15 protein-coding genes are annotated in these 19,820 nt (G+C 69.5%); 13 read left to right on the top strand and 2 right to left on the bottom strand.

The annotated features are described in order from the left end of the window. Positions 1–19: 19 nt before the first annotated feature. Complete coding sequence (gene ychF / locus U9979_RS04895; protein ID WP_322778435.1) at positions 20–1,096, bottom strand: redox-regulated ATPase YchF; 1,077 nt, start codon at positions 1,094–1,096, stop codon at positions 20–22. Positions 1,097–1,359: 263 nt separating this feature from the next. On the opposite strand from ychF, the gene U9979_RS04890 reads away from it, so the two are divergent. From U9979_RS04890 to U9979_RS04830, 13 genes are all read left to right on the top strand, one after another. After that, entirely contained in the window at positions 1,360–2,046 is a 687-nt protein-coding gene (locus U9979_RS04890) for a DUF4232 domain-containing protein (RefSeq protein ID WP_322778434.1), read from the top strand. A 143-nt stretch (positions 2,047–2,189) separates the two neighbouring features. After that, positions 2,190–3,575, top strand: coding sequence for a DNA recombination protein RmuC (locus U9979_RS04885; RefSeq protein ID WP_322778433.1), 1,386 nt, complete (start codon positions 2,190–2,192; stop codon positions 3,573–3,575). A gap of 277 nt (positions 3,576–3,852) precedes the next feature. Then, positions 3,853–4,305, top strand: a complete 453-nt coding sequence (locus U9979_RS04880; protein WP_322748884.1) for a DUF6542 domain-containing protein — start codon at positions 3,853–3,855, stop codon at positions 4,303–4,305. Positions 4,306–5,301: 996 nt separating this feature from the next. After that, positions 5,302–6,210: a glycosyltransferase family 2 protein gene (locus U9979_RS04875; RefSeq protein WP_322748883.1), complete on the top strand. Its 909-nt coding sequence runs from the start codon at positions 5,302–5,304 to the stop codon at positions 6,208–6,210. Beyond that, positions 6,207–7,181, top strand: a complete 975-nt coding sequence (locus U9979_RS04870) for a glycosyltransferase family 2 protein (RefSeq protein WP_322748882.1) — start codon at positions 6,207–6,209, stop codon at positions 7,179–7,181. The genes U9979_RS04875 and U9979_RS04870 overlap by 4 nt, the downstream gene beginning before the upstream one ends. Beyond that, entirely contained in the window at positions 7,181–7,975 is a 795-nt protein-coding gene (locus U9979_RS04865; protein ID WP_322778432.1) for a polysaccharide deacetylase family protein, read from the top strand. The genes U9979_RS04870 and U9979_RS04865 overlap by 1 nt, the downstream gene beginning before the upstream one ends. After that, positions 7,972–10,842, top strand: a complete 2,871-nt coding sequence (locus U9979_RS04860) for a glycosyltransferase (RefSeq protein WP_322778431.1) — start codon at positions 7,972–7,974, stop codon at positions 10,840–10,842. Before U9979_RS04865 ends, U9979_RS04860 begins: the two co-directional genes overlap by 4 nt. After that, complete coding sequence (locus U9979_RS04855; RefSeq protein ID WP_322778430.1) at positions 10,833–12,260, top strand: hypothetical protein; 1,428 nt, start codon at positions 10,833–10,835, stop codon at positions 12,258–12,260. Before U9979_RS04860 ends, U9979_RS04855 begins: the two co-directional genes overlap by 10 nt. Next, the gene (locus U9979_RS04850; protein ID WP_322778429.1) at positions 12,257–12,643 is read left to right on the top strand and encodes a hypothetical protein; all 387 of its coding nucleotides are present in this window, start codon (positions 12,257–12,259) and stop codon (positions 12,641–12,643) included. Before U9979_RS04855 ends, U9979_RS04850 begins: the two co-directional genes overlap by 4 nt. After that, positions 12,640–14,517 (top strand): hypothetical protein, encoded by a 1,878-nt coding sequence (locus tag U9979_RS04845; RefSeq protein WP_322778428.1) that lies wholly within the window; start codon positions 12,640–12,642, stop codon positions 14,515–14,517. Before U9979_RS04850 ends, U9979_RS04845 begins: the two co-directional genes overlap by 4 nt. Beyond that, the gene (locus U9979_RS04840) at positions 14,517–16,085 is read left to right on the top strand and encodes a hypothetical protein (protein WP_322778427.1); all 1,569 of its coding nucleotides are present in this window, start codon (positions 14,517–14,519) and stop codon (positions 16,083–16,085) included. The genes U9979_RS04845 and U9979_RS04840 overlap by 1 nt, the downstream gene beginning before the upstream one ends. Further along, entirely contained in the window at positions 16,057–17,412 is a 1,356-nt protein-coding gene (locus U9979_RS04835) for a hypothetical protein (protein ID WP_322778426.1), read from the top strand. The genes U9979_RS04840 and U9979_RS04835 overlap by 29 nt, the downstream gene beginning before the upstream one ends. After that, positions 17,409–18,710, top strand: coding sequence for a glycosyltransferase family 4 protein (locus U9979_RS04830; RefSeq protein ID WP_322778425.1), 1,302 nt, complete (start codon positions 17,409–17,411; stop codon positions 18,708–18,710). Before U9979_RS04835 ends, U9979_RS04830 begins: the two co-directional genes overlap by 4 nt. Before the next feature lie 63 nt (positions 18,711–18,773). Here the strand turns inward: U9979_RS04830 and U9979_RS04825 are convergent, their stop codons facing one another. Then, on the bottom strand, positions 18,774–19,736 hold the full coding sequence (locus tag U9979_RS04825) for a 4-hydroxy-3-methylbut-2-enyl diphosphate reductase (RefSeq protein WP_322748873.1): 963 nt from the start codon (positions 19,734–19,736) through the stop codon (positions 18,774–18,776). Positions 19,737–19,820 lie beyond the last annotated feature (84 nt).

Here is a 19,820-nt window from a genome sequence, read left to right as displayed (position 1 = left end):
CTGCACGGATACCGTCTGTTTAGACGTTGAAGCGGAACTCCACGACGTCGCCGTCGGCCATGACGTAGTCCTTACCCTCGATGCGGACCCGCCCGGCAGCCCGGGCGGCGGCCATCGACCCAGCCGCCATCAGGTCCGCGAACGAGACGACCTCGGCTTTGATGAACCCACGTTGGAAGTCGGTGTGGATGACACCCGCCGCCTCCGGGGCGGTCGCACCAATCTTGATCGTCCAGGCCCGTGCTTCCTTCGGCCCCGCCGTGAGGTAGGTCGCCAGACCCAGCGTGTGGAAGCCGATCCTGGCCAGCTGCGCCAGGCCGCTCTCGGTCTGGCCGAGGGCGTCGAGCAGTTCGGCGGCGTCGTCGTCGGGAAGTTCGGTCAGCTCGGCCTCGACCTTCGCGCACAGCACCACCGCGTCGGCCGGGGCGACCAGTGCCGCGAGCTCCTTACGCCGGCCGTCATCGGCGAGGACGTCCTCGTCCACGTTGAACACGTACAGGAAGGGCTTGGCGGTGAGCAGGAACAGCTCCCGGAGCGCGGCCCGGTCGACACCGGGCTCGGACGAGAGGGTGCGGCCCGCGTCCAGCACCTCCCGGGCGTGTTTCATGGCGACCAGCATGGTCTGCCTGCCCTTGTCGGCCCGCGCTTCCTTCTCCAGCTTGGGCAGGCGCGCGTCAATGGTCTGCAGGTCAGCGAGGATCAACTCGGTGTTGATCGTGGCGATGTCATCCGCCGGATCGACGCGACCGTCGACATGGACGACGTCGGGGTCGGAGAAGACACGAACGACCTGACAGACCGCGTCCGACTCGCGGATGTTGGCAAGGAACTTGTTGCCGAGGCCCTGACCCTCAGAGGCGCCGCGCACCAGCCCGGCGATGTCGACGAAGCTGACCGTCGCCGGCACCGTGCGGGCGCTGTGGAATACCTCGGCGAGCCGATCCAGACGGGGGTCCGGCACGCCGACGACGCCGACGTTCGGCTCGATGGTGGCGAACGGGTAGTTCGCGGCCAGGACGTCGTTGCGGGTCAACGCGTTGAACAAGGTCGACTTGCCGACGTTGGGTAGTCCGACGATCCCGATCGACAAGCCCATGACGTCGCAGTCTACGGGGTGGGCCGGCAGCGGCGGTATCCGGTCGGGTCGGGGGTCAGCCCCCGACCCGACGAGACGGTCGGGTCGAGCGGGCGCGCGACCGTCCGGCGCTCGCCAAAACCAGCTAAAATCGATAGTCAACCTACTTACAGACCACTGACAGACTACTGACAGACTACTGACAGGCCACGCCAAAGAGCTGTCGTGAGCACCCACGACGCGCGATCCTGGGTGGTGTGAGGGTTGCCGGGAGCCGGTTGTCGATGACAGTCGTAGCCGTTGTCGTGTGTGCGACCGCGGGTGTCGCCTGCGCGGGTTCCAGCGGCACGGGTTCGGGCCATACCGGCACCAGCGACGCGGCCCGGAATGTCACCGCCGCGGACACGCCCGGTCCCGCAGGCGCTACCACCGGCACGACGACCAGCCCTGCGACGACCAGCCCTACGACGACCGGCCCTGCGACGACCGGCACGACGGGCGGGGCCGATACGGGTCAGCCGGCCACGCCGGCGCGTTGCGCCACACCGGGCCTGACGCTGTCCACGGTGGCACCAGCCGGCGGAAGCGCCATGGGCCACCACGGTCTCGTCCTCGTCTTCAGGAACACGACGAAGAGCCCCTGCGCGCTCACCGGCTACCCGGGTGTCGCCGCCTCGGGCACCAATGGTCAGCACGCTGCGGACGCCACCCGCAGCAGCGTCGGCTCCATCTTCCCGCAAACGCCACGATCCCAGGTCGTGCTGGCGCCAGACGGCACCGCCTCCGCCGGCCTGGAGTGGACCGTCGTTCCCATGGGAACCCAGGGCAGTTGCCCGGACTACATCGGACTCACGGTGACGCCACCGGGCGAGACACGCAGCCTTCAACTGGCGCGGGCACTCAGCTTCTGCGGCGAGTTTCAGATCCATCCGCTGGTAGCCGGCGCCGACGCCGGCGGTATCGCCCAATAGCAACACTACGAGTAGCAGCACTACGAGCGACCATCTGAACCCACCCTGGAGCTTCCCGGCAGCCGCGCCCGCCGACGGCAGGCCGAAGGTCAGCCGAGAGCGCCGCCGGAAAAGTGTCGGACGTCCATGATTGCCTGTCCACCATGGACGTCGGGAGCATGCTGCTCTTCCTCTTCGGCCTGCTGCTGGGGGTCGCCGGCGGTTTCGCCGCGGGCCGCCGGGCCGGCGACATCCGCGTCGCGACGGCGACGGCCGAGCGCGACCTCGCCATCCGCGAGCGCGAGTTGCTGCGGCGGTCAGAAGAGACCGCCCGGGAGCGGGCGGCACTGGCCGAGGCTGATGTCGCGGGCATGCGTACCGCCCTGGACTACGAACGGCGATCCGCGGCCGAACGTCTGAGCCTGGTCGAGCAGAGCCAGCAGCGCCTGGCCGAGTCGTTCCAGGCCCTGTCCGCACGGGCGTTGGAGAGCGCCAGCCGTCAGTTTCTCGAGCTCGCCTCAGTCCGCTTCCAGGAGGCCGGCGCACACACCGCCGGAGACCTCGAGCAACGCCGGATAGCCGTCGAGCATCTGGTCAGCCCGCTGCGGGAGGTGCTCGGAAAAATGGAGCACCGGCTGGCGGACCTGGAGACCGCGCGCATCGAGGCGTACGCGACCCTCGTCGAGCAGGTCCGGGGCGTCCAGCAGGCATCCGAAGGCCTGCGAACGCAGACCGCCGCTCTGGTCACGGCCCTGCGCAAACCCCAGACCCGAGGGGCGTGGGGGGAGATGCAGCTCCGTCGGGTGGCCGAGGTCGCCGGGATGATCGCCCGCTGCGACTTCACCGAACAACCCACCGTCACCGGAGATGACGGCGTGCGGCGACCGGACATGGTCGTTCACCTGGCAGGCAACCGGACCATCATTGTGGACGCGAAGGTGCCCCTGGTCGCGTTTCTCGAGGCCACCGAGGCACCGGACGAGACCACTCGCGACGAACGGCTCGCCGCCCACGCGCGGCATCTGCGCGCCCATGTGGACGCGCTCGGGGCGAAGGCGTACTGGCGGCATTTTTCCACAAGTCCGGAGTTCGTCGTGCTGTTCGTACCCGCCGAGGCGTTTCTCGCTCCCGCGCTGGACAAGGACCCGGCCCTACTGGAGTACGCCGCCGGCAAGAAGGTCATCATCGCGACGCCCACCACCCTCATCGCGATGCTGCGGACTGTCGCCCACGCATGGACGCAGGAGGCACTCACCACCCGCACCCGGGAGATCTTCGAACTGGGCAGGGATCTATACACCCGTCTTGGCACCCTCGGCGAGCACGTGGACAGGCTCGGCCGTTCGCTCGGCCGGACCGTGACCGACTTCAACGCCGCGGTCGGATCGCTGGAGAGCCGCGTCCTGGTGCCGGCGCGCCGGCTTGCCGCAATGGAGGTGGTGGACACCGTGCTGCCGACACCGTCGCGGGTGGAAGCCGGCGTACGCGCCCTGTCCGCGGCGGAACTCGCCGGCAGCGCCGAGGAGCCACCGGTAACCAGGAGCGCCTAGAGCGCCCGGCAATAGGGACGCGGCGTCGCGGGGCCGGTCGATTGACGGCCGGATACCTTGCCTAAAGCTTCTAGATCTGCACCGAAAGTAATGCCAGCGGCTGTATCACAGGGTGACACAACTCGCCGGTGACACGCGGCCGAGCTCCGGGCGGTACCTTGCCCAGGTGAGCTCGCCGCCGCCTCGCCCGTCGGCCGGTCCCCCCGGCCGGACCGGGGGCCCGACTGGACAACGCGGACGGCTTCCACCGCGGCGAGGCGGCGCAGGAACGCCCACCGTGGTTACGGGCAGTCGGCGCGGCTTGACCGTGCTCGGAGCCGCGCTCCTGGTCCTCCTTGCCGGAACGACCGGGGCGGCCATCGACGTGGTCCTGGCCGGCTCTCTGGGAGTGGTATTCGGCGTTCTGTTCGTCGCCGGTTGCGTCCTGGCCGCCACCCGGGTACATCCCGACGACCTGCTCGGAATCGTTATCACGCCGCCGCTCGTTTATGCGCTGATCGCCATCGGTATCGGATTTGCGCACCCGGCATCCGGCGGCGTCGGTAGCGGCATGAAGAGCAAGGTAATCAGTATCAGCTCCGATCTGATCCTACGAGCCCCCGTGCTTCTCATCGGATTTTTCGCCGTCGTCCTCATAGCGACGGTTCGGGCACGTCACGCCCGGGTCGCCCGCCGCGACCGCGAGCGGGCGCAGAACCCCCCGGGGAATCGCCGCCGGCCGGCAGGTTAAGCCGATCACGACCCGGAGACGGAAGCGGAAGCGGTGCGAGCCCTCGGCAACGCCAGGGCAGCGGCCCACAGATATCCGGTACCGTTTCCAGTGTGCCGAGCAATGCGCCCCGTGAACCTCGGGACCGCCTGACCAGGTGGTGGGTCACCTGCCGCTGCGGCCATCTTCGTGACAATCATCAACATTACCGGCGTGGCTCTGACTGCGGACAGTGTCCGTGCCCGGCGTTCTCTCGCGTCCGCTCCCGCCGACGCGGCTGACCGGCCCGAACGACCCGAGCCGACCCCGAGCACAGCGGCTGCCACTGCCTGGGCGCCGACCGCCGGACTCACCGGTGGGGCGGCCGGCGACACGTTTTTCTTCGTTTTCTCCATCACCGTAGAAACAACTGGGAACCTCCGCAACATCTCCGCATCCCCGCCACGGGCCAGTAGGGCGCGGTCGGATCACGGTCGGATCACAGGAATTCTCGGCATGATTAAACAACACGAACACTCCGCGACACCCGCAGCCGTCACCCCTTGGCGATGAATCAACCACTAGCAGTGATGACATGTGGTACGTTCCCCGTGCCGAGATACGCGCTGTCCAAAGATGACGACAGCTGGTGGCACACGATCGCGGACGGCACAGACACGCACGAGGGGGCAACGGTGCACGGACGCAGATCCGAACGTCAACCAGACTTCTGCTGTAAATCAACTGTCGGATGGGCAACGCTCGCCCGGGAACTCGCCCGGTAACCGGCGACGGAACGCACGTCGTTTGTCGCGTCACCCGCGTCACGCGCGCCACAGGCGTCACGCGCGCCGGGCAGCTGGCGTCCGAAGCACGCCCCGGGAACGGAAATCTCCCACGACGGTACCGGCCGCCCGGCCGGTAGTAAGCACCCTGCAAAGACGTTTGTCTCGCGCGCCCGGAGCCAAGGGCATGCTCGCGAGACCGGTCGACTCCGCTACAACCTGTTTCCCCGTGGCCTAAATCGGAGGATATCCGTTGTTCGAGACGTTGCGGCGTCCAGTGGCCCCTCTCTCGGTTAGCATCGTTATTCCAACGCTCAACGAGGCGAAAAACATACCCGACGTCTTCCGCCGGCTGCCACCGGACGCGGAGATAATCCTGGTGGACGGCCGGTCCAGTGACGACACCGTGCGGATCGCATGCGAACTCCGCCCTGACACAGTCGTCGTGCACCAGACACGACGCGGTAAGGGGAACGCTCTTGCCTGCGGCTTCGCCGCCGCCACCGGCGACTTCATCGTCATGCTGGACGCCGACGGTTCGGCGGATCCCGGTGAGATCGCAGACTTCCTCGACGCCCTTCGGAACGGAGCGGACTTCGCCAAGGGAACGCGCTTCGCCCACGGCGGTGGCAGCGCTGACATCACCCGCACCCGCCGGCTGGGAAACCGCGGCCTGTGCGTCCTGGCCAATCTGTTGTTCCGCCGACGCTTCACCGATCTCTGCTATGGCTACAACGCCTTCTCCCGCGCATGCCTACCCGCGCTGGGGCTCGAGCCCGGCCGGCATGGCGGAGTTCGCCAATGGGGTGACGGCTTTGAGATCGAAACATTGATCATGCTGCGGGTGGCAATGGCTGGCCTGCGCATCACCGAGGTGGGCAGTTTCGAGCAGCCCCGTGTTCACGGCGAGTCAAACCTGCGAGCCGGCAGCGACGGGCTGCGGGTACTGCGCACGATCGTGTCCGAGCGGCTACGTCGGCACGACGTTCCAGTCGCTCGGGCCGCCGCGCACGGCACCGTCGTCTCCCCTGGTACGCCTGGTACGCCTGGTACGCCTGGTACGCCTGGTACGCCTGGTACGTCGACCGCGGGCAGCCCCCACCAGCAGGGCACCGGCGACCACCCCGACCTGGCCGGCACCACCTCGGCGAGCTACGCATGACAGCCGTCGACGGCCGGTCCACACCATGTGCGTCCGTCGTGATCTGCGCATACACCGAAGACCGGTGGGCGGATCTGGAACGGGCCGTGGCGAGCCTTTCGGCCCAGACCGCTCCCGCCCACGAAATCATCGTCGTCATTGACCACAACCGCGAGCTGCACCGACGTGCGGCAGCCGGCCTGCCCGGCGTCAATGTCATGGTCAACAACGGCCACCAGGGTCTGTCCGGAGCCCGTAACACCGGTATCGCGGCCGCCACCGGCGACGTCATCGCCTTCCTTGATGACGACGCCGAGGCTGAACCGGCGTGGCTGGCGCACCTGTTGGCTCCGTATTCCGACCCGACCATCGCCGGTGTCGGCGGGCTGGCCGAGCCCCGCTGGCCGTCGAACCGCCCATCATGGTTCCCACCGGAATTCGACTGGGTGGTCGGATGCAGCTACACCGGACTGCCCACGGCCAGCGCACCGGTCCGAAACCCCATCGGTGCCGGCATGTCATTCCGGCGAACGGTCTTCGATCAGGTGGGTGGCTTTACCGACGGACTCGGTCGCCTCGGTGCCCGACCGCTGGGCTGTGAGGAGACCGAGTTCGCAATCCGGCTGCGCGCATACGATCCGACCGCGGTCCTGCTTTACCAGCCGCTGGCGCGGGTAGGCCACCGCGTCACCCGGGAACGCACAACCTGGCGGTACTTCCGGGCCCGTTGCTATGCCGAGGGCCTGTCCAAGGCCGCGGTGGCCCGCAACGTCGGCGACAACGCGGCGCTGGCCAGCGAGAAGGACTACATACGCCGGGTTCTCCCCCGGGCGCTATACCGCGATCTCGGCGCACCCCGCCACTGGACGCGCGTGGGTGCGACCGTCACGGGTCTGGGAATCACCACCGCTGGATATGTCCACGGCCGGTACTTCCCATGGCGAAATTCCGGCAACGCGACCCGCGTCGCCGATTCGCACCGGAGCGCTTAATGATCCCCGTCCTGCTCTACCATGCTGTTTCCGACCATCCGCGGCCGGGTCTGGGCCGGTGGACGGTCAGTACCGACGCGTTCGACCGGCATTGTCACTTCATCGCGGAATGCGGCCGCACACCGATGACCGTGTCGCAGTACGCCGGCGCGCTGCGGGCCGGATCTCCATCCGAGGACACGATTGTCATCACGTTCGACGACGGTTACGCCGACACTTTTGCCGCGTGCCGGCGGCTGGCCGCGGGCATCGGGGCCGCCACTGTCTACGTGACGACATCGTGGATCGGCCAACCGGGAATGCTGCGCGAACAGGATCTGATCGTACTGGCCGCACTCGGCGTGGAGATCGGCGCGCACAGCCACACCCACCGACGCCTCGATGAGCTGGCCGGCCCCGATCTCGAAAACGACATCGTCACGTCGCGCCGCCACCTGACCGGCCGCACCGGCGCGCCCGTCGCCTCGTTCGCCTACCCGCACGGCAACTATGACCGGCGGACCCGGGCCGCGGTCGCCGAGGCAGGCTTCAACTCCGCCTGCGCGGTGCGCAACGCGTTGTCGCACGCGGCCGACGACACCCTGGCCATCGCCCGGCTCACCGTCGCGGCGAGCACCTCTGACGCCCGGCTACGCAGCTGGTTGGACGGGGACGGTCCGCCCGCGCCGGGTGGGGAACTGCTGCGCACCCGGGCCTGGCGATCAGCTCGCCGGATCCGTGCCCGGGTGCTGCAATCGCCGCCGCCGCCGGCGCCGGCGCCCGCGGTGGTCCGGGTCGCAGGAGATCCGCGGTGACGCGCCGGGTAGCCACCGATCGAGCCGACATCGGCACCGATCGAGCCGGTGCCGGGGCCGGACCGGACCTCCCCAGCCAGCGATCACCCGAGTGCTCCGGGCAGCGCGCCAGCCCGCCCGTCGCACGCCGCGATCGAAGTTGGTCGCCGTTTGCCGACGGCCCGGCCGCCCTGCACGAGGTCGAACTGTCCGGCCCCATCCCCGTGCTCACCGACGAGCGGCCGGGGCGCGTCCTGGTGCGGCTGCACGGCCGACCGCTCGGGGTGGTTGCGGTATCGAGCGACCCGGCCGGCCCGGCCGGACTGCCGGCGCGCCAGCTCGCCGGCCTGATCGAGGACGCCCTGGGAGCACGGATCTCGGCCCACCTGCGTGCCGACGGTCTCACCGTCCCGCCCGTCCTGCCGCTCGGTGGGCTCGGTGGGCTCGGTGGGCTCGGTGGGCTCGGTGGGCTCGGTGAGTCGGATGTGTGTCGACCGGTGTCGCCGGGACAATCCGCGACAGTGGTCGTGACAACCTGCTGCGCATCAGCGGCACTGACCCGCACGCTGGCGGGCATCACCGCCCAGACGGTACGCCCGGCGGACATCGTCGTGGTCGACAACCGACCGCGTGACAGCGGGGTGCCGGCACTGCTGCGGCGGGCCGGGCTCGCCGACATCCGCTACGTGGCCGAGCCCGCCGCGGGACTCTCCCGCGCCCGCAATGCCGGTCTCGCCGCGATCTCGACGCCGCTGGTCGTGTTCACCGATGACGACATCGAGGTCGACCGCCGCTGGCTGGAATTCCTGCTGGCGGGCTTTGTCGACCCGCGGGTGGCCTGCGCGACCGGACTGATCATGCCGCTCGCGCTCGACACCGACGCCCAGGTGCTCTTCGAACGGTTCGGTGGCTTCGGGAAGGGCTTCGAACACCACCGCTTCGACCTTCGTGAGCATCGAGGGGACGACCTCCTGTATCCGTTCGCGGCCGGGGTGTTCGGCAGCGGCGCGAACAGCGCGTTTCGCGCGGACGTGCTGCGGGCCTTGGGCGGGTTCGACATCCGGCTGGGCGCGGGGACGCGTGCGCGCGGAGGCGAGGACCTCGACATGCACCTGTCGGTGGTGATGGCCGGACACGCCCTCGTCTACGAACCGGCCGCGCTGGTCCGCCATGCACACCGGCGGAGCCAGGCGCAGCTGCGCCGGCAGGTGCACGGCTACGGCATCGGTCTCGGTGCGATGGTCACCAAACGGCTGCTGACCCGGCCGCGGGAACGGCGCGAGCTGCTGCGACGAGCGCCGCACGGACTACGCCACATGGTCGATCCGAACAGCCCTAAGAACCTGGGCAAGCAACACGGCTATCCACGATCGTTGTCCGCCGCGGAGCTGGCCGGGATCGTCCGGGGTCCGGGTGCCTACCTCGCGAATGCGCTCCTGGACCGGCCGGCGCCAGCTGCCACCACAGGTGGGTCGGCATCGGCGAACAGGCTGATCTGGTGCGGGGAGGTCGAGCTGGCCGCACCGACAGTCATCCCGCCCGAGCCGCTCGACGCCGCGGGCGAGCCGTACCGCGAGGCCCGCGTCCTGATCCGCCTGCACGGCACACCGCTCGGCTTCCTGCATGTCGATCTCGACGAGGACGTCCTTGATGACGTGACGGTGCGGGCGCTGGCCGCCGGTCAGCTCGGCGACGCCATCCGCGCTCACCTGGACGCCGACGGGCTCGCCCAGCTGCCAGAACCGGCACCCGCACCCGCACCCGAACCGGAACCGGAACCGGCCCTGGCGCCCCCGATCACCGTCAGTCATGCATGCCGCCGGACGGTGTCGACCCCGGCGGTCAGTGTTGTGGTGTGCACCCGTGACCGTCCGACTCAGCTCGCCACCAGCCTGGTCTCGCTGCGCGCCCTGGACTGGCCCCGGCTCGACGTCGTCATCGTCGACAACGCGCCGACCGACCGTGCGACCCGGACCATGTTCGCCACCCATACCGCCGGCGACCCCCGGTTCCGGTATGTCGTGGAGCCGCGGCCAGGGCTTTCACGGGCGCGCAACGCGGGTCTGAGCGCCGCGAGCGGTGAGATCGTCGCCTTTACCGACGACGACGTGACCGTGGACGCCGGCTGGATCCGCGGCCTGGTGCGCGGCTTCGAGCGCCGGCCCGATGTGGCCTGCGTCACCGGACTCGTCGCCGCGGCCACTCTGGACAGCCCGGCGGAACGGTACTTCGACGCCCGCGTGTCATGGGCGACGAGCTGCCGGCCAACGCTGTTCGACCTCGATCGGTCCCGACGGCCGGGCCCGCTGTACCCGTACAGCGCGGGGGCGTTCGGTACTGGCGCGAACATGGCGTTTCGCCGCGATGCGCTGCGTGGCGTCGGCGGCTTCGACGCGGCCCTCGGTGCGGGCACCGCGTCGGCCGGCGGCGAGGACCTCGACGTCTTCGTCCGCCTGCTGCTGGCCGGACACGCCGTCGCCTATGAGCCGGCGGCACTGGTCTGGCACAGTCACCGGGCCGATCTGGATGCGCTGCGCCGGCAGCTTTTCGGCTACGGCACCGGGCTGACCTCGTTCCTCTTCAAGTACCTGCTTGACCCTGCCACGGCTCCGGGCCTGCTCGTCGCGATCCCCGCCGGGGTCGGTCACCTACGGGCGAGTCGGCGACGGACCGGCCGCAGGGTCACCGACACACCGTGGCGGCCACCGGCCGCCGGTCACCGCGCGGCCGCTCCAGCCGAACTGCCCATGCGCCGGCTCTGGTTTCACGAGCTTGCCGGGATGGCCGCTGGTCCGGCGTGTTATCTGCGGTCCCGCCACCGGGCAGCTCACGACCGGTCGACCGAGCGCCGGCCGACCGACGACCAGCCGGTATCACCATGGACGTGAGCGCACACCACGGCCACGGCCACCGCGGCCCGGCCGACCGGGAACGGGCCCTGGTACGGACCGCGAACGCGTTGATGACCACGACCGTGGCAACATCGGCGCTGGGCGTGGCCTTCTGGGTCATCGCCGCCCGGCTGTGCCCGCCCGCCCAGATCGGACGGGACACGGTCCTGGTGGTTGTCATGCAGACGATCGGGGCTGTCGCCGATCTCAACCTGAACGCGACGCTGCCCCGGCTGTTGCCGATCACACCGGGCCGGCGGCGGATGGTCGGGCTCTCCTTCGGTCTCGGCGGCACGGCCGCGCTCATGATCGGCGGAGCGGTCGTCCTGGTCGGGCCGGCGGTGTCCAGGGGGCTGGGCTTCCTGCACGCGGACCCCGGCCTCGAGGTGCTGTTTCCGGTGGCCGCGGCCCTTTGGACGCTGTTCGCCCTGCAGGACTCGGTGCTCGCCACGGTCGGTCGGGCCGGTTGGGTCCCGGTGGAGAACACCGTGTTCGGGCTCGCCAAGATACTCCTATTGATCATCTTGACCCGAATGGGCAGCTCCCACGCGGTCTTCCTCGCGTGGGTCCTGCCGATGGCCGCCCTGACCGTGCCGATCGGCAGCTGGCTGCTGCGCCGCGGGTTGGTCGACGGCCCGCGCAGCCGTACCCGACGCCCGGACAAGCCCGCGCGATCGGCGCTACTGCGCTTTCTCGCCTGGGACTACGGGGCGCTGCTGGCCGCGCAGACCGGCGTGGTGGCGGTACCGCTCGGCGTCCTGGCCTGGTGCGGAGACGACGCGAACGCATCCTTCTCGGTCGGGTTCACGATTGTGTTGGCGGTCGAGTCGCTTGTCCTGTCCGTGGGCCTGTCCCTGACCATCCAGGCAGCCAGCGCCGTGGACACGGCCACGGCCCTCACCCGGTCGGCGTTGCGCCGATTCGGACCCGGGTTACTGGCGGGCGTGGCACTGGCGGTGATCGCGGCTCCGCTGCTGCTCGCCCCGTACGGCCGGACCTACGTCAACGGCGGCACCACCGCGCTGCGGCTGCTGCTCGTCGCGAGTATCCCGCAGGCCGCGGTGACGCTGCGCTGCGTGCTGTGGCGCCTGGACGGACTGAGCCGGCGCAGCTGCGCCATCCAAGTCATGTCACTGTTCGTGCTTTTCCTGACACTCTTCCCGCTGACCCGGTGGTGGGGCACCACCGGGGCGGCGTCCGCCTGGCTCGCCGCGCACAGCGTGGGCGCCCTGCTCGTCGCTCCCGGTCTGGCACGCCGGATCACCGCCCGCACAACGCCCACCGGATGCCTGCCCACCGGCGGCCAGCCCACCGGCGGCCAGCCCACCGACGGCCAGCCCGGCCCGACCCCCTCGCCACAGATCCCATCCGCGGGCGATCCGCGTGACCTGATGAACACAGGAGCAGACACGTGACCGAACCGCGGCGTCGATGCGCGGTGGACTGCGCCCTGCTGGCGCTTGCCGTGCTGACCCTGCTGGCGGCCGGCACCGGCACGCACTCACCGGTGCGGACCGTGCTGGCTCTGCTGGCCACAGTGCTGCTGCCCGGCGCGGCAGCACTGACCACGCTCCGTTTGGACGATGTCCTTACGTGGCTCGCAGTTACGGTAAGCGTCAGCCTCGCTACGCTAACCCTCGTGGCGGTGGTCACCATCGAGGTCGGCTGGTGGAACCCGGAGGCGCTCCTGAGCTGCCTCGGACTCGCATCCAGCGGCGTGCTCGCCTGGGATCTTCGGCGAGCGCTCGGCGAACTGTCCGCGACGGCCCCCGAACGGCAGCGGAGACACCGGGGATGACCGCCAACCCGCCGATCCACACGTTGACCCAACCGTTGGCGTCGGTCCCGCTCCCGAGCACGACCACGACCACGACCACGACCACGAGCACGAGCACGACCACGAGCACGACAGTTACGGGCTCGACAGTTACGGGCTCGACCGCTGCGGCCCGGAATCTGGGCGGGCTCACACTGACCATGACGGTGGGCACCACCGGCATCATCATGTGGGCGACGTCCCTTGGCGGCATCCGGATGGACTCCCTCGGGGACTACGGCCTGCCGCCGGCCCTGCCCGTGCGCTGGTACGCCGGACTCGCCCTGCTGGTCATCGGACACGCGGGCGCGCTGTGCCAGCGGCGGTCGAGACCGTGGTTGCTCGCCGGTTTCCTCACCGCAACCGTGGTCGTCCTCTACGGGACGGTGCCACTGTGCGCGGACGTTCCACACTACCCATGGGTGTACAAGCACATCGGCGTCGTCCGGTACATCGACGTACACGGCAGTATCGACCCCGGAATCGACATCTACCATCGGTGGCCGGGATTCTTTGCGGTCGCCACGCTGTTCGGCCGGCTCGCCGGTCAGCGCAATCCGGTGACATACGCGGCCTGGGCCGAGGTCTTCTTTCCGCTCGTCCAGGCCGGCATAGTCGCCGCGACCGCACGGACCCTGACCGGCCGTACCCGCACCGCCGCCATGGCCGCTTTCCTTTTCGTCGTCACAAACTGGGTGGGTCAGAGCTATTTCGCCCCGCAGGCATTCGGGCTCACAATGGGCCTCGGTCTGTATCTGGTCGCGCTGCGGTTCCTGGGCACCCGGCAGCCGACCGTCGAGCTCACCGCGGTTACCGGGAAAGCCGCGCGACGGACGGCCATCACGATCATCTGCATGCTACAGGCAGCGGTGGTCGTCAGCCACCAGCTCACTCCGTACCTGATCGTCGCCGGAATGGGCGCATTGAGTGTCGCGGGATACCTCCGGCCACGGTGGCTGACACTTGTGCTGGCCGGACTCGCCCTGGCCTGGCTCGCGCCGAACCTCGGTTACGTCGAGCACAATTTCGGCCTGCTTTCCGGAGCGAACCCGGTTGCCAACGCCACGAACGCGCACGTCCACGAGTTCTCCCCCCAGCCCGGAAAAATCTTCAATGCGCGCGCCGGGTACGCACTCACGGCCTCCGTGTGCTTGCTGGCCATCATCGGCGCCTGGCGTGGCCTGCGCCGGGGGGAACGCGCGGTCGGGATCGCGCTGGTGCTCGCGGTGGTCCCCGTAGGGATCGTGTTCGCCCAGAACTACGGCGGCGAGGCGTCGCTGCGGGTCGTGCTGTTCGCCCTGCCGTTCGCATCCGTTCTCGGCGCCCTCGCCCTCGAACCCACCGACGGCGGATGGCGCCTGCGCCAGATGCCATCGGTCAGCATCGTGACCGGCGCTCTGGTCGCCATGTTCCTGCCCGCGTTCACCGGGCAGGAGGAAATCAACATCATGACGCCGGATACCGTCCGGGCCGCCGACTACTTCGACACCCATGCCGCAACGGGGTCTGTCCTCCTTCTCGCCGGCCCCGACTTTCCCCTCCGGTACGGCCCGAGATACCCGGAATTTCGGAGTCCAGGAAGTGATGACGACCCCAACCTGCTGCACGCGGTCAGGTTCCGCAACCGCCAGCTGGGCGCGGCCGACCTCGACGATGTCGTCGCGGTGCTGCGGCAGTACTCCACCCATGGGTATCTTGCGTTCGCGACCTCGCAGGACGTCTATGCCGATGTCTTCGGGCTCACGCCACCGGGAGCGTTGAACTCCCTGGAGGACGCGGTCGCGCGCTCGCCACGCTTCCAGGTTTTCTTCACCAGCCCGACCGCCCGCATTTACACCTACCAGGCAAACCGGTGATGACGGTCGGGCTACCGGCTCACTCCGGGAGGCGCCGGCAACAGCAACAGCAGCAACAGCAACAGCAACAGCAACAGCAACAGCGCGACTACCGAAATCCGCGGCAGCGGGGCCGACACCGGGCGACGCGCGGAAACACGGTTTCGGCGAATGCCGTCCCTGAATGGCGGTCCCCACGAACCCGCGCCCCGCGAACGGCCACCCGGCGCGGTGTCCTCTACCGCAGCGTCCTTGACCGCAGCGTCCTGTACCGCAACGGACTGGCCCTGGTCGTCAACAGCGGGGTGTCCTCTCTGGTGGGGAGCGGGTACTGGATACTCGCCGCGCGCAGCGCCACCCCGGCCACGGTCGGTGAGGTCACGGCCCTGGTCGCAGCGCTCAGTGCCCTGTCCACCCTCGCCCAGTTCAGCTTCGGCAGCGCGTTCGCGACGTTTCTCCCGAGCGCCGGGACATCCGCCCGAGCCCTGGTACTGATCGGCTATGGCGTGGCGAGCGGCGCAAGCCTGCTCCTGGGCACAGTGTTCGTGCTGGTAGCCCCCAGGATGAGCCCGGCCCTGGCAGTGCTGGGACGCCCCGGCGCGGCGATCGGCTTCACCCTGGCGGTCGCGCTATGGTCGATCTTCTCTTTGCAGGACAGCGTGTTGACAGGCCTACGTGCCGCAGTCTGGGTGCCGATCGAGAACGTCGCCTACAGCACCACCAAGCTCGCGACGCTGGCTACGCTGGCCGCCCTCGGGCAGTGTGGTGCGCTCGGGCTCTTCGGCTCGTGGGCGCTGCCACCTGTGGTCTTCATCGCGGGCGTCTCCTGGCTGCTGTGGACACGTCTGCTTCCACCGGCCAACGCCACATCGGCCGGGCCCAGAACCAGACCCAGACCCAGAGCCGCCAGGCTGCCGATCGGGGCTACGGCGGTGTTCCGCTTCCTGTCCGGTGACGCCGTCGGAATGGTCTTCGCCCAGATCGCGACGACCTTCCTGCCGGTACTCGTCGTGGTCCGGATGGGTTCAAACGCCGGCGGCGCGTTCGGCATCGCCTGGATGCTGACGGTGTCGGTCGACCTGATCACAGTCGGCATGGGGATCTCGCTGACCGTCGAAGGCGCCCAGCCCGGCGCCGACGTCGACGCCCTGCACAGGGCCTTACTGCGCCGGGTCCTGCCGGTGGTAGCGGCGGTCGGCGCCGCCGGCATCGCCGGGGCTCCACTGATCCTAAGGATCTTCGGGGCGACCTACGCCGAGCAGGCCAGCACCGTCCTGCGGCTGCTGCTCCTCGGCGGTATGGCCCGAGCCGTGACCGTGCTGGCCGTCTGTGCGGCGAGGGCGCGGCGCCAGGTCGGCCGGATCGTCATCCTGCAGGCCATTCCCGCGGTGCTCGTGACTACGGGTACCTGGCACTTCGCCAAGCCACTGGGGCTGGCCGGTGTCGGTCTGGCCTGGGCTGTCGCACAGAGCGTCACAGCGGTGGTCGCCGCCGCGCTCAGCCGCCGATCGCACCCGGCCAGAGTTCACAACAACAGAATCCGCGACAGTGGAGAAGAGGATGACCTTCATGCGTATGGCCGGTCGTGACCGTGCCTGGATAGGCCGGCGGCACATCATGCTCGCCGGCCCGGCCGAAATGCCGGACGTGACCGCGGTCCGGGTCGCCGCGGAGCAACTGTTCACCATGAAACCGGACCATCGGCTGTTCCGCAGGCTCGACCCGAGCTCGACAAAGTGGATACCGACCTCGGCGGGTGACATACGCCGCCACTGCGTGGCGACTATCGTTCCGATGGACGATCCCGATCAGGACGACCTCGCCGGCCATATCGAACGCCTCTACACATCCGCGGTGCCGACACTGCCGTTCCAGATCTATGTCGGACGTCGGTACGCGGCACTGTCGATGGCCCATTGCCTCGGCGACGGCTGGTTGAGTACCAACGCTTTCCCCGCCCTGCTGCGCGCCGGCCTCGACGGCGACCCACCGGTGGCGCTGACCGGGGATGAGACGGCGCTGCCGCTGGCGCGGGCGCTCATCCGCTTCTACGGTCGTGATCCGCGCCGCCTACTGGCGACGGTGCGTGATGCACGGTCCAGTCCGCCGAAGAGCGCAGCTCCCGCCCGCACCGGGCGGATGCCGGCGGCGGCAGCCGGGAACGCTCCAAGCCGACCGGCCGACGCCGCGCCGGCGGTTGTCGCACGACGCAGCCCCGGGTCGACGCTGGCCGACATCCGCAGTTGGCGCGACGCGCACGCCCCCGACTCGACCAGCGCCGCCGTCCTGTTCGCCGCGGCCCGGGTCGCGTTCGACCGCTGTGGGCTGGGACCACCCGCCGGTGCCGGCGTGTTCACGCTGATCGACAACCGGCGCTTCCTGCCGGCCGACGCGACCGTCGCCGGCAACTTCGCGGTGGGTCTGCACATGGCCCCGGTCAATCCGGTCGATCCGGTCGCCATCAGCCGGACACTGCGCCAAACGGTCACATCTGGTCGATCTCTGGCCACGCTATGTCTCATTGCCGTGCGCGGGTATCGACAACGGCTGCCAGCGGCATCGCTACCGACCGACGCCCACTCGCCGGCACATCCGTGCCTGGTGCTCAACCACCTGGGACGGGTGCCGCGCTTCGAACAGCTCAGCTGGATCGGCGGATCGGCGGGCGGGGATCCCGGCCCGGATGCCCCCCAGGTGTACTCGGCGTCCACGCCCGGGGGCAGCGACGTCATATCCGTGAAGTTCGTCGAGCTACGCGGCGCGGTGTCGGTCACCGCCACCTTCCACCCGTCGAGCTTCCCCCGGTCCGCTGTGGCCGCCGCGATCGACCTGCTGTGCGCCGGCCCGCTTGACCTGCTGACCGATCCGGGCCGCACGGTCACCGGCCCGTCGTCGGTGTCAGGAACAAACCGGTGACCACATCCACGACCGTCCTGGACCCAGCGACACCGCTGGCGCCGCAGGTGCCGATGGTGCCCCTGGCGCCCCTGGCGCCCCTGGCGCCGGAGCCGGAGCCGGCACGCTGCCGGGTGCTGGTTGTCGAGCAGGGTGAGGGAGTCTGGGGGGCGCAGCGTTATCTGCTGCGGCTCGCGCCGCTGCTGCGCGACCGTGGCGTCGAACAGATCCTCGCGGCCCCTGCCGGCAGTGCGACGGCCGCGGCATGGCGGGCCAGCGGACTGTTGCACGTCGTGCTGGCCGCGCCCGACGACCGCGGGATACGCACACCGGCCGGCCGCCTCAGCCCGGCCAACGCGGTCCGGGAGCTTGGGCGGACCGCCGTCCTCGCCCGACGCACCGCCGCACTCGCGCGCCTGCTCGACGTGGATGTCGTGCACGCGAACAGCCACTGGTCCCATCTGGAATGCGTGCTGGCGGGTCGGCTGGCCAGCCGAGCGGTTGTCCTGCACCTGCATGAGGAGAACGAACCGGATCTGATCGGGCGGCTGCGGGGTCTGGCGGTACGCGGCGCCCAGGCGTCGGTCGCGGTCAGTGACGCGGTGGCGGCGTCGTTGCCGCCCGAGGCAGCCCGCCGTACCCAGGTGATCCGCAACGGGGTGGACACGGATGCGATGCGCCCGGGAGCCGCCGACCCCGAGATACGTGCCCAGCTGGCGGCCGATCCGTCCGCCCCCGTGGTACTGGCGCTGTCCCGGCTCGACCCGCGCAAAGGCGTGGACACCGTCATCCGAGCGGTAGCCGCGCTACCCGGGCGATTCGCCTGCACTCAACTCGCCGTCGCGGGCACGCCGAGCCTCGATCCGGCGCACGCGGGGACGCTGCGCGAACTCGGAGCCAGCCTGCTCGGCCTGCGGATACGTTTCCTCGGCCCGCGCACGGATGTCGCGGACCTGCTACGGGCGTGCGACGCCCTGGTGCTCGCGTCCAGTCTGGAAGGTCTACCGCTGAGCGTTCTGGAAGCACAGGCCTGTGGAACACCGGTTGTGGCGTTTCCGACAGCCGGGATTCCGGAAATCGTGACGGACGGCGTGACCGGGCTGCTCGCCCGCACGGGGGACGTCGATGATCTCGCCCGTCGCCTGAGCGAGCTGCTCGGCGATCCTGCTCATGGCCGGCGGATCTCCGCGGCTGCCCGCGCGAACGTGCTCGCCCGCCATACCCTCACCCAGCAGGCCGACAACCAGGCGGAACTGCTGCACTGCCTGATGGCGGCACGGCACCGGGCCGGGCCGGGGCACCGGCCATCCAAGCAATAGGCCCCGGGGCCTTGCTGGCCAAAGGGCGTGCGAGAAAACCACGATCGCACGCCCTTTGGCCGGCTAGGCGCTGGCCGCCCGCTCCCGGGCCCGGATTTCCCGGCGTAGCTCGGGAGGTAGTGCGAACAGTAGATGCTCCTCGGCCGAGGTCACCTGCTCGACATCGTCGAAACCGCGTTCGGCGAGCCAGGCGACAACCTCGGTGACCAGCTCCTCAGGAACAGAGGCCCCACTGGTCACGCCGATGGTCTCGACCCCGTCGAGCCAGGCCGGATCCACCTGGCTGGCGTCGTCCACCAGGTAGGCCGCGGGCACCCCGTGGTCGAGGGCGACCTCGACCAGACGCACGGAGTTCGACGAGTTCGGCGACCCGACCACAAGGATCAGCTCAACCTGGCTCGCGATCTCCTTGACCGCGACCTGGCGGTTCTGGGTGGCATAGCAGATGTCGGCACTCGGCGGCCCCTGCAGCAGCGGGAACCGCTCACGCAGCGCGTGCACCGTCGTCTCGGTCTCGTCGACCGACAGAGTGGTCTGCGAGAGATAGGCGACTCTGGACTCATCGCGAACCTTGACAGCCGCCGCATCTTCCACGCCGTCCACCAGGTGGATGCGGTCGGGCGCTTGGCCCGTGGTACCGACAACCTCCTCGTGACCTTCGTGGCCGATGAGGAGGATGTCGAAGTCCTCCTTGGCGAATCGGCGTGCCTCGCCGTGAACCTTCGTCACGAGCGGGCACGTGGCGTCGATCGTTCGCAGTTCCCGGGACCTCGCCTCCTCATGGACGGACGGTGCGACACCGTGGGCAGAAAACACCACGGTCGCCCCGGCAGGAACCTCGTCCGTCTCGTCCACAAAGATCGCGCCCTTTGCCTCCAGCGTCTTGACGACGTGGGCATTGTGCACGATCTGCTTGCGCACGTAGACGGGAGCGCCGTACAGCTCCAGCGTCTTCTCGACCGTCAGCACCGCTCGGTCGACACCAGCGCAGTACCCGCGCGGATTGGCCAACAGGATCCGCCCCATGCCCGGAAGTCTACGCGGCCCGGCACCTGCTGGAGGGCCGAACGATAACCGTCACACGCCGGCAACCTGCACGGACACCGGGAG

It is taken from the genome of Protofrankia sp. Cas4 (genome assembly GCF_963555915.1).
Taxonomy (GTDB): domain Bacteria; phylum Actinomycetota; class Actinomycetes; order Frankiales; family Frankiaceae; genus Protofrankia.
The sequence above is the reverse complement of the archived record's forward strand: the minus strand, read 5'-3'. Positions and strand labels throughout refer to the sequence as shown.

Coding starts and splice junctions, on each gene's coding strand:
- U9979_RS04835 (WP_322778426.1), top strand. CDS start 16,057: ATGACCTTCATGCGTATGGCCGGTCGTGACCGTGCCTGGATAGGCCGG.
- U9979_RS04825 (WP_322748873.1), bottom strand. CDS start 19,736: ATGGGGCGGATCCTGTTGGCCAATCCGCGCGGGTACTGCGCTGGTGTC.
- U9979_RS04870 (WP_322748882.1), top strand. CDS start 6,207: ATGACAGCCGTCGACGGCCGGTCCACACCATGTGCGTCCGTCGTGATC.
- U9979_RS04865 (WP_322778432.1), top strand. CDS start 7,181: ATGATCCCCGTCCTGCTCTACCATGCTGTTTCCGACCATCCGCGGCCG.
- U9979_RS04845 (WP_322778428.1), top strand. CDS start 12,640: ATGACCGCCAACCCGCCGATCCACACGTTGACCCAACCGTTGGCGTCG.
- U9979_RS04890 (WP_322778434.1), top strand. CDS start 1,360: ATGACAGTCGTAGCCGTTGTCGTGTGTGCGACCGCGGGTGTCGCCTGC.
- U9979_RS04855 (WP_322778430.1), top strand. CDS start 10,833: ATGGACGTGAGCGCACACCACGGCCACGGCCACCGCGGCCCGGCCGAC.
- U9979_RS04885 (WP_322778433.1), top strand. CDS start 2,190: ATGGACGTCGGGAGCATGCTGCTCTTCCTCTTCGGCCTGCTGCTGGGG.
- U9979_RS04840 (WP_322778427.1), top strand. CDS start 14,517: ATGACGGTCGGGCTACCGGCTCACTCCGGGAGGCGCCGGCAACAGCAA.
- ychF (WP_322778435.1), bottom strand. CDS start 1,096: ATGGGCTTGTCGATCGGGATCGTCGGACTACCCAACGTCGGCAAGTCG.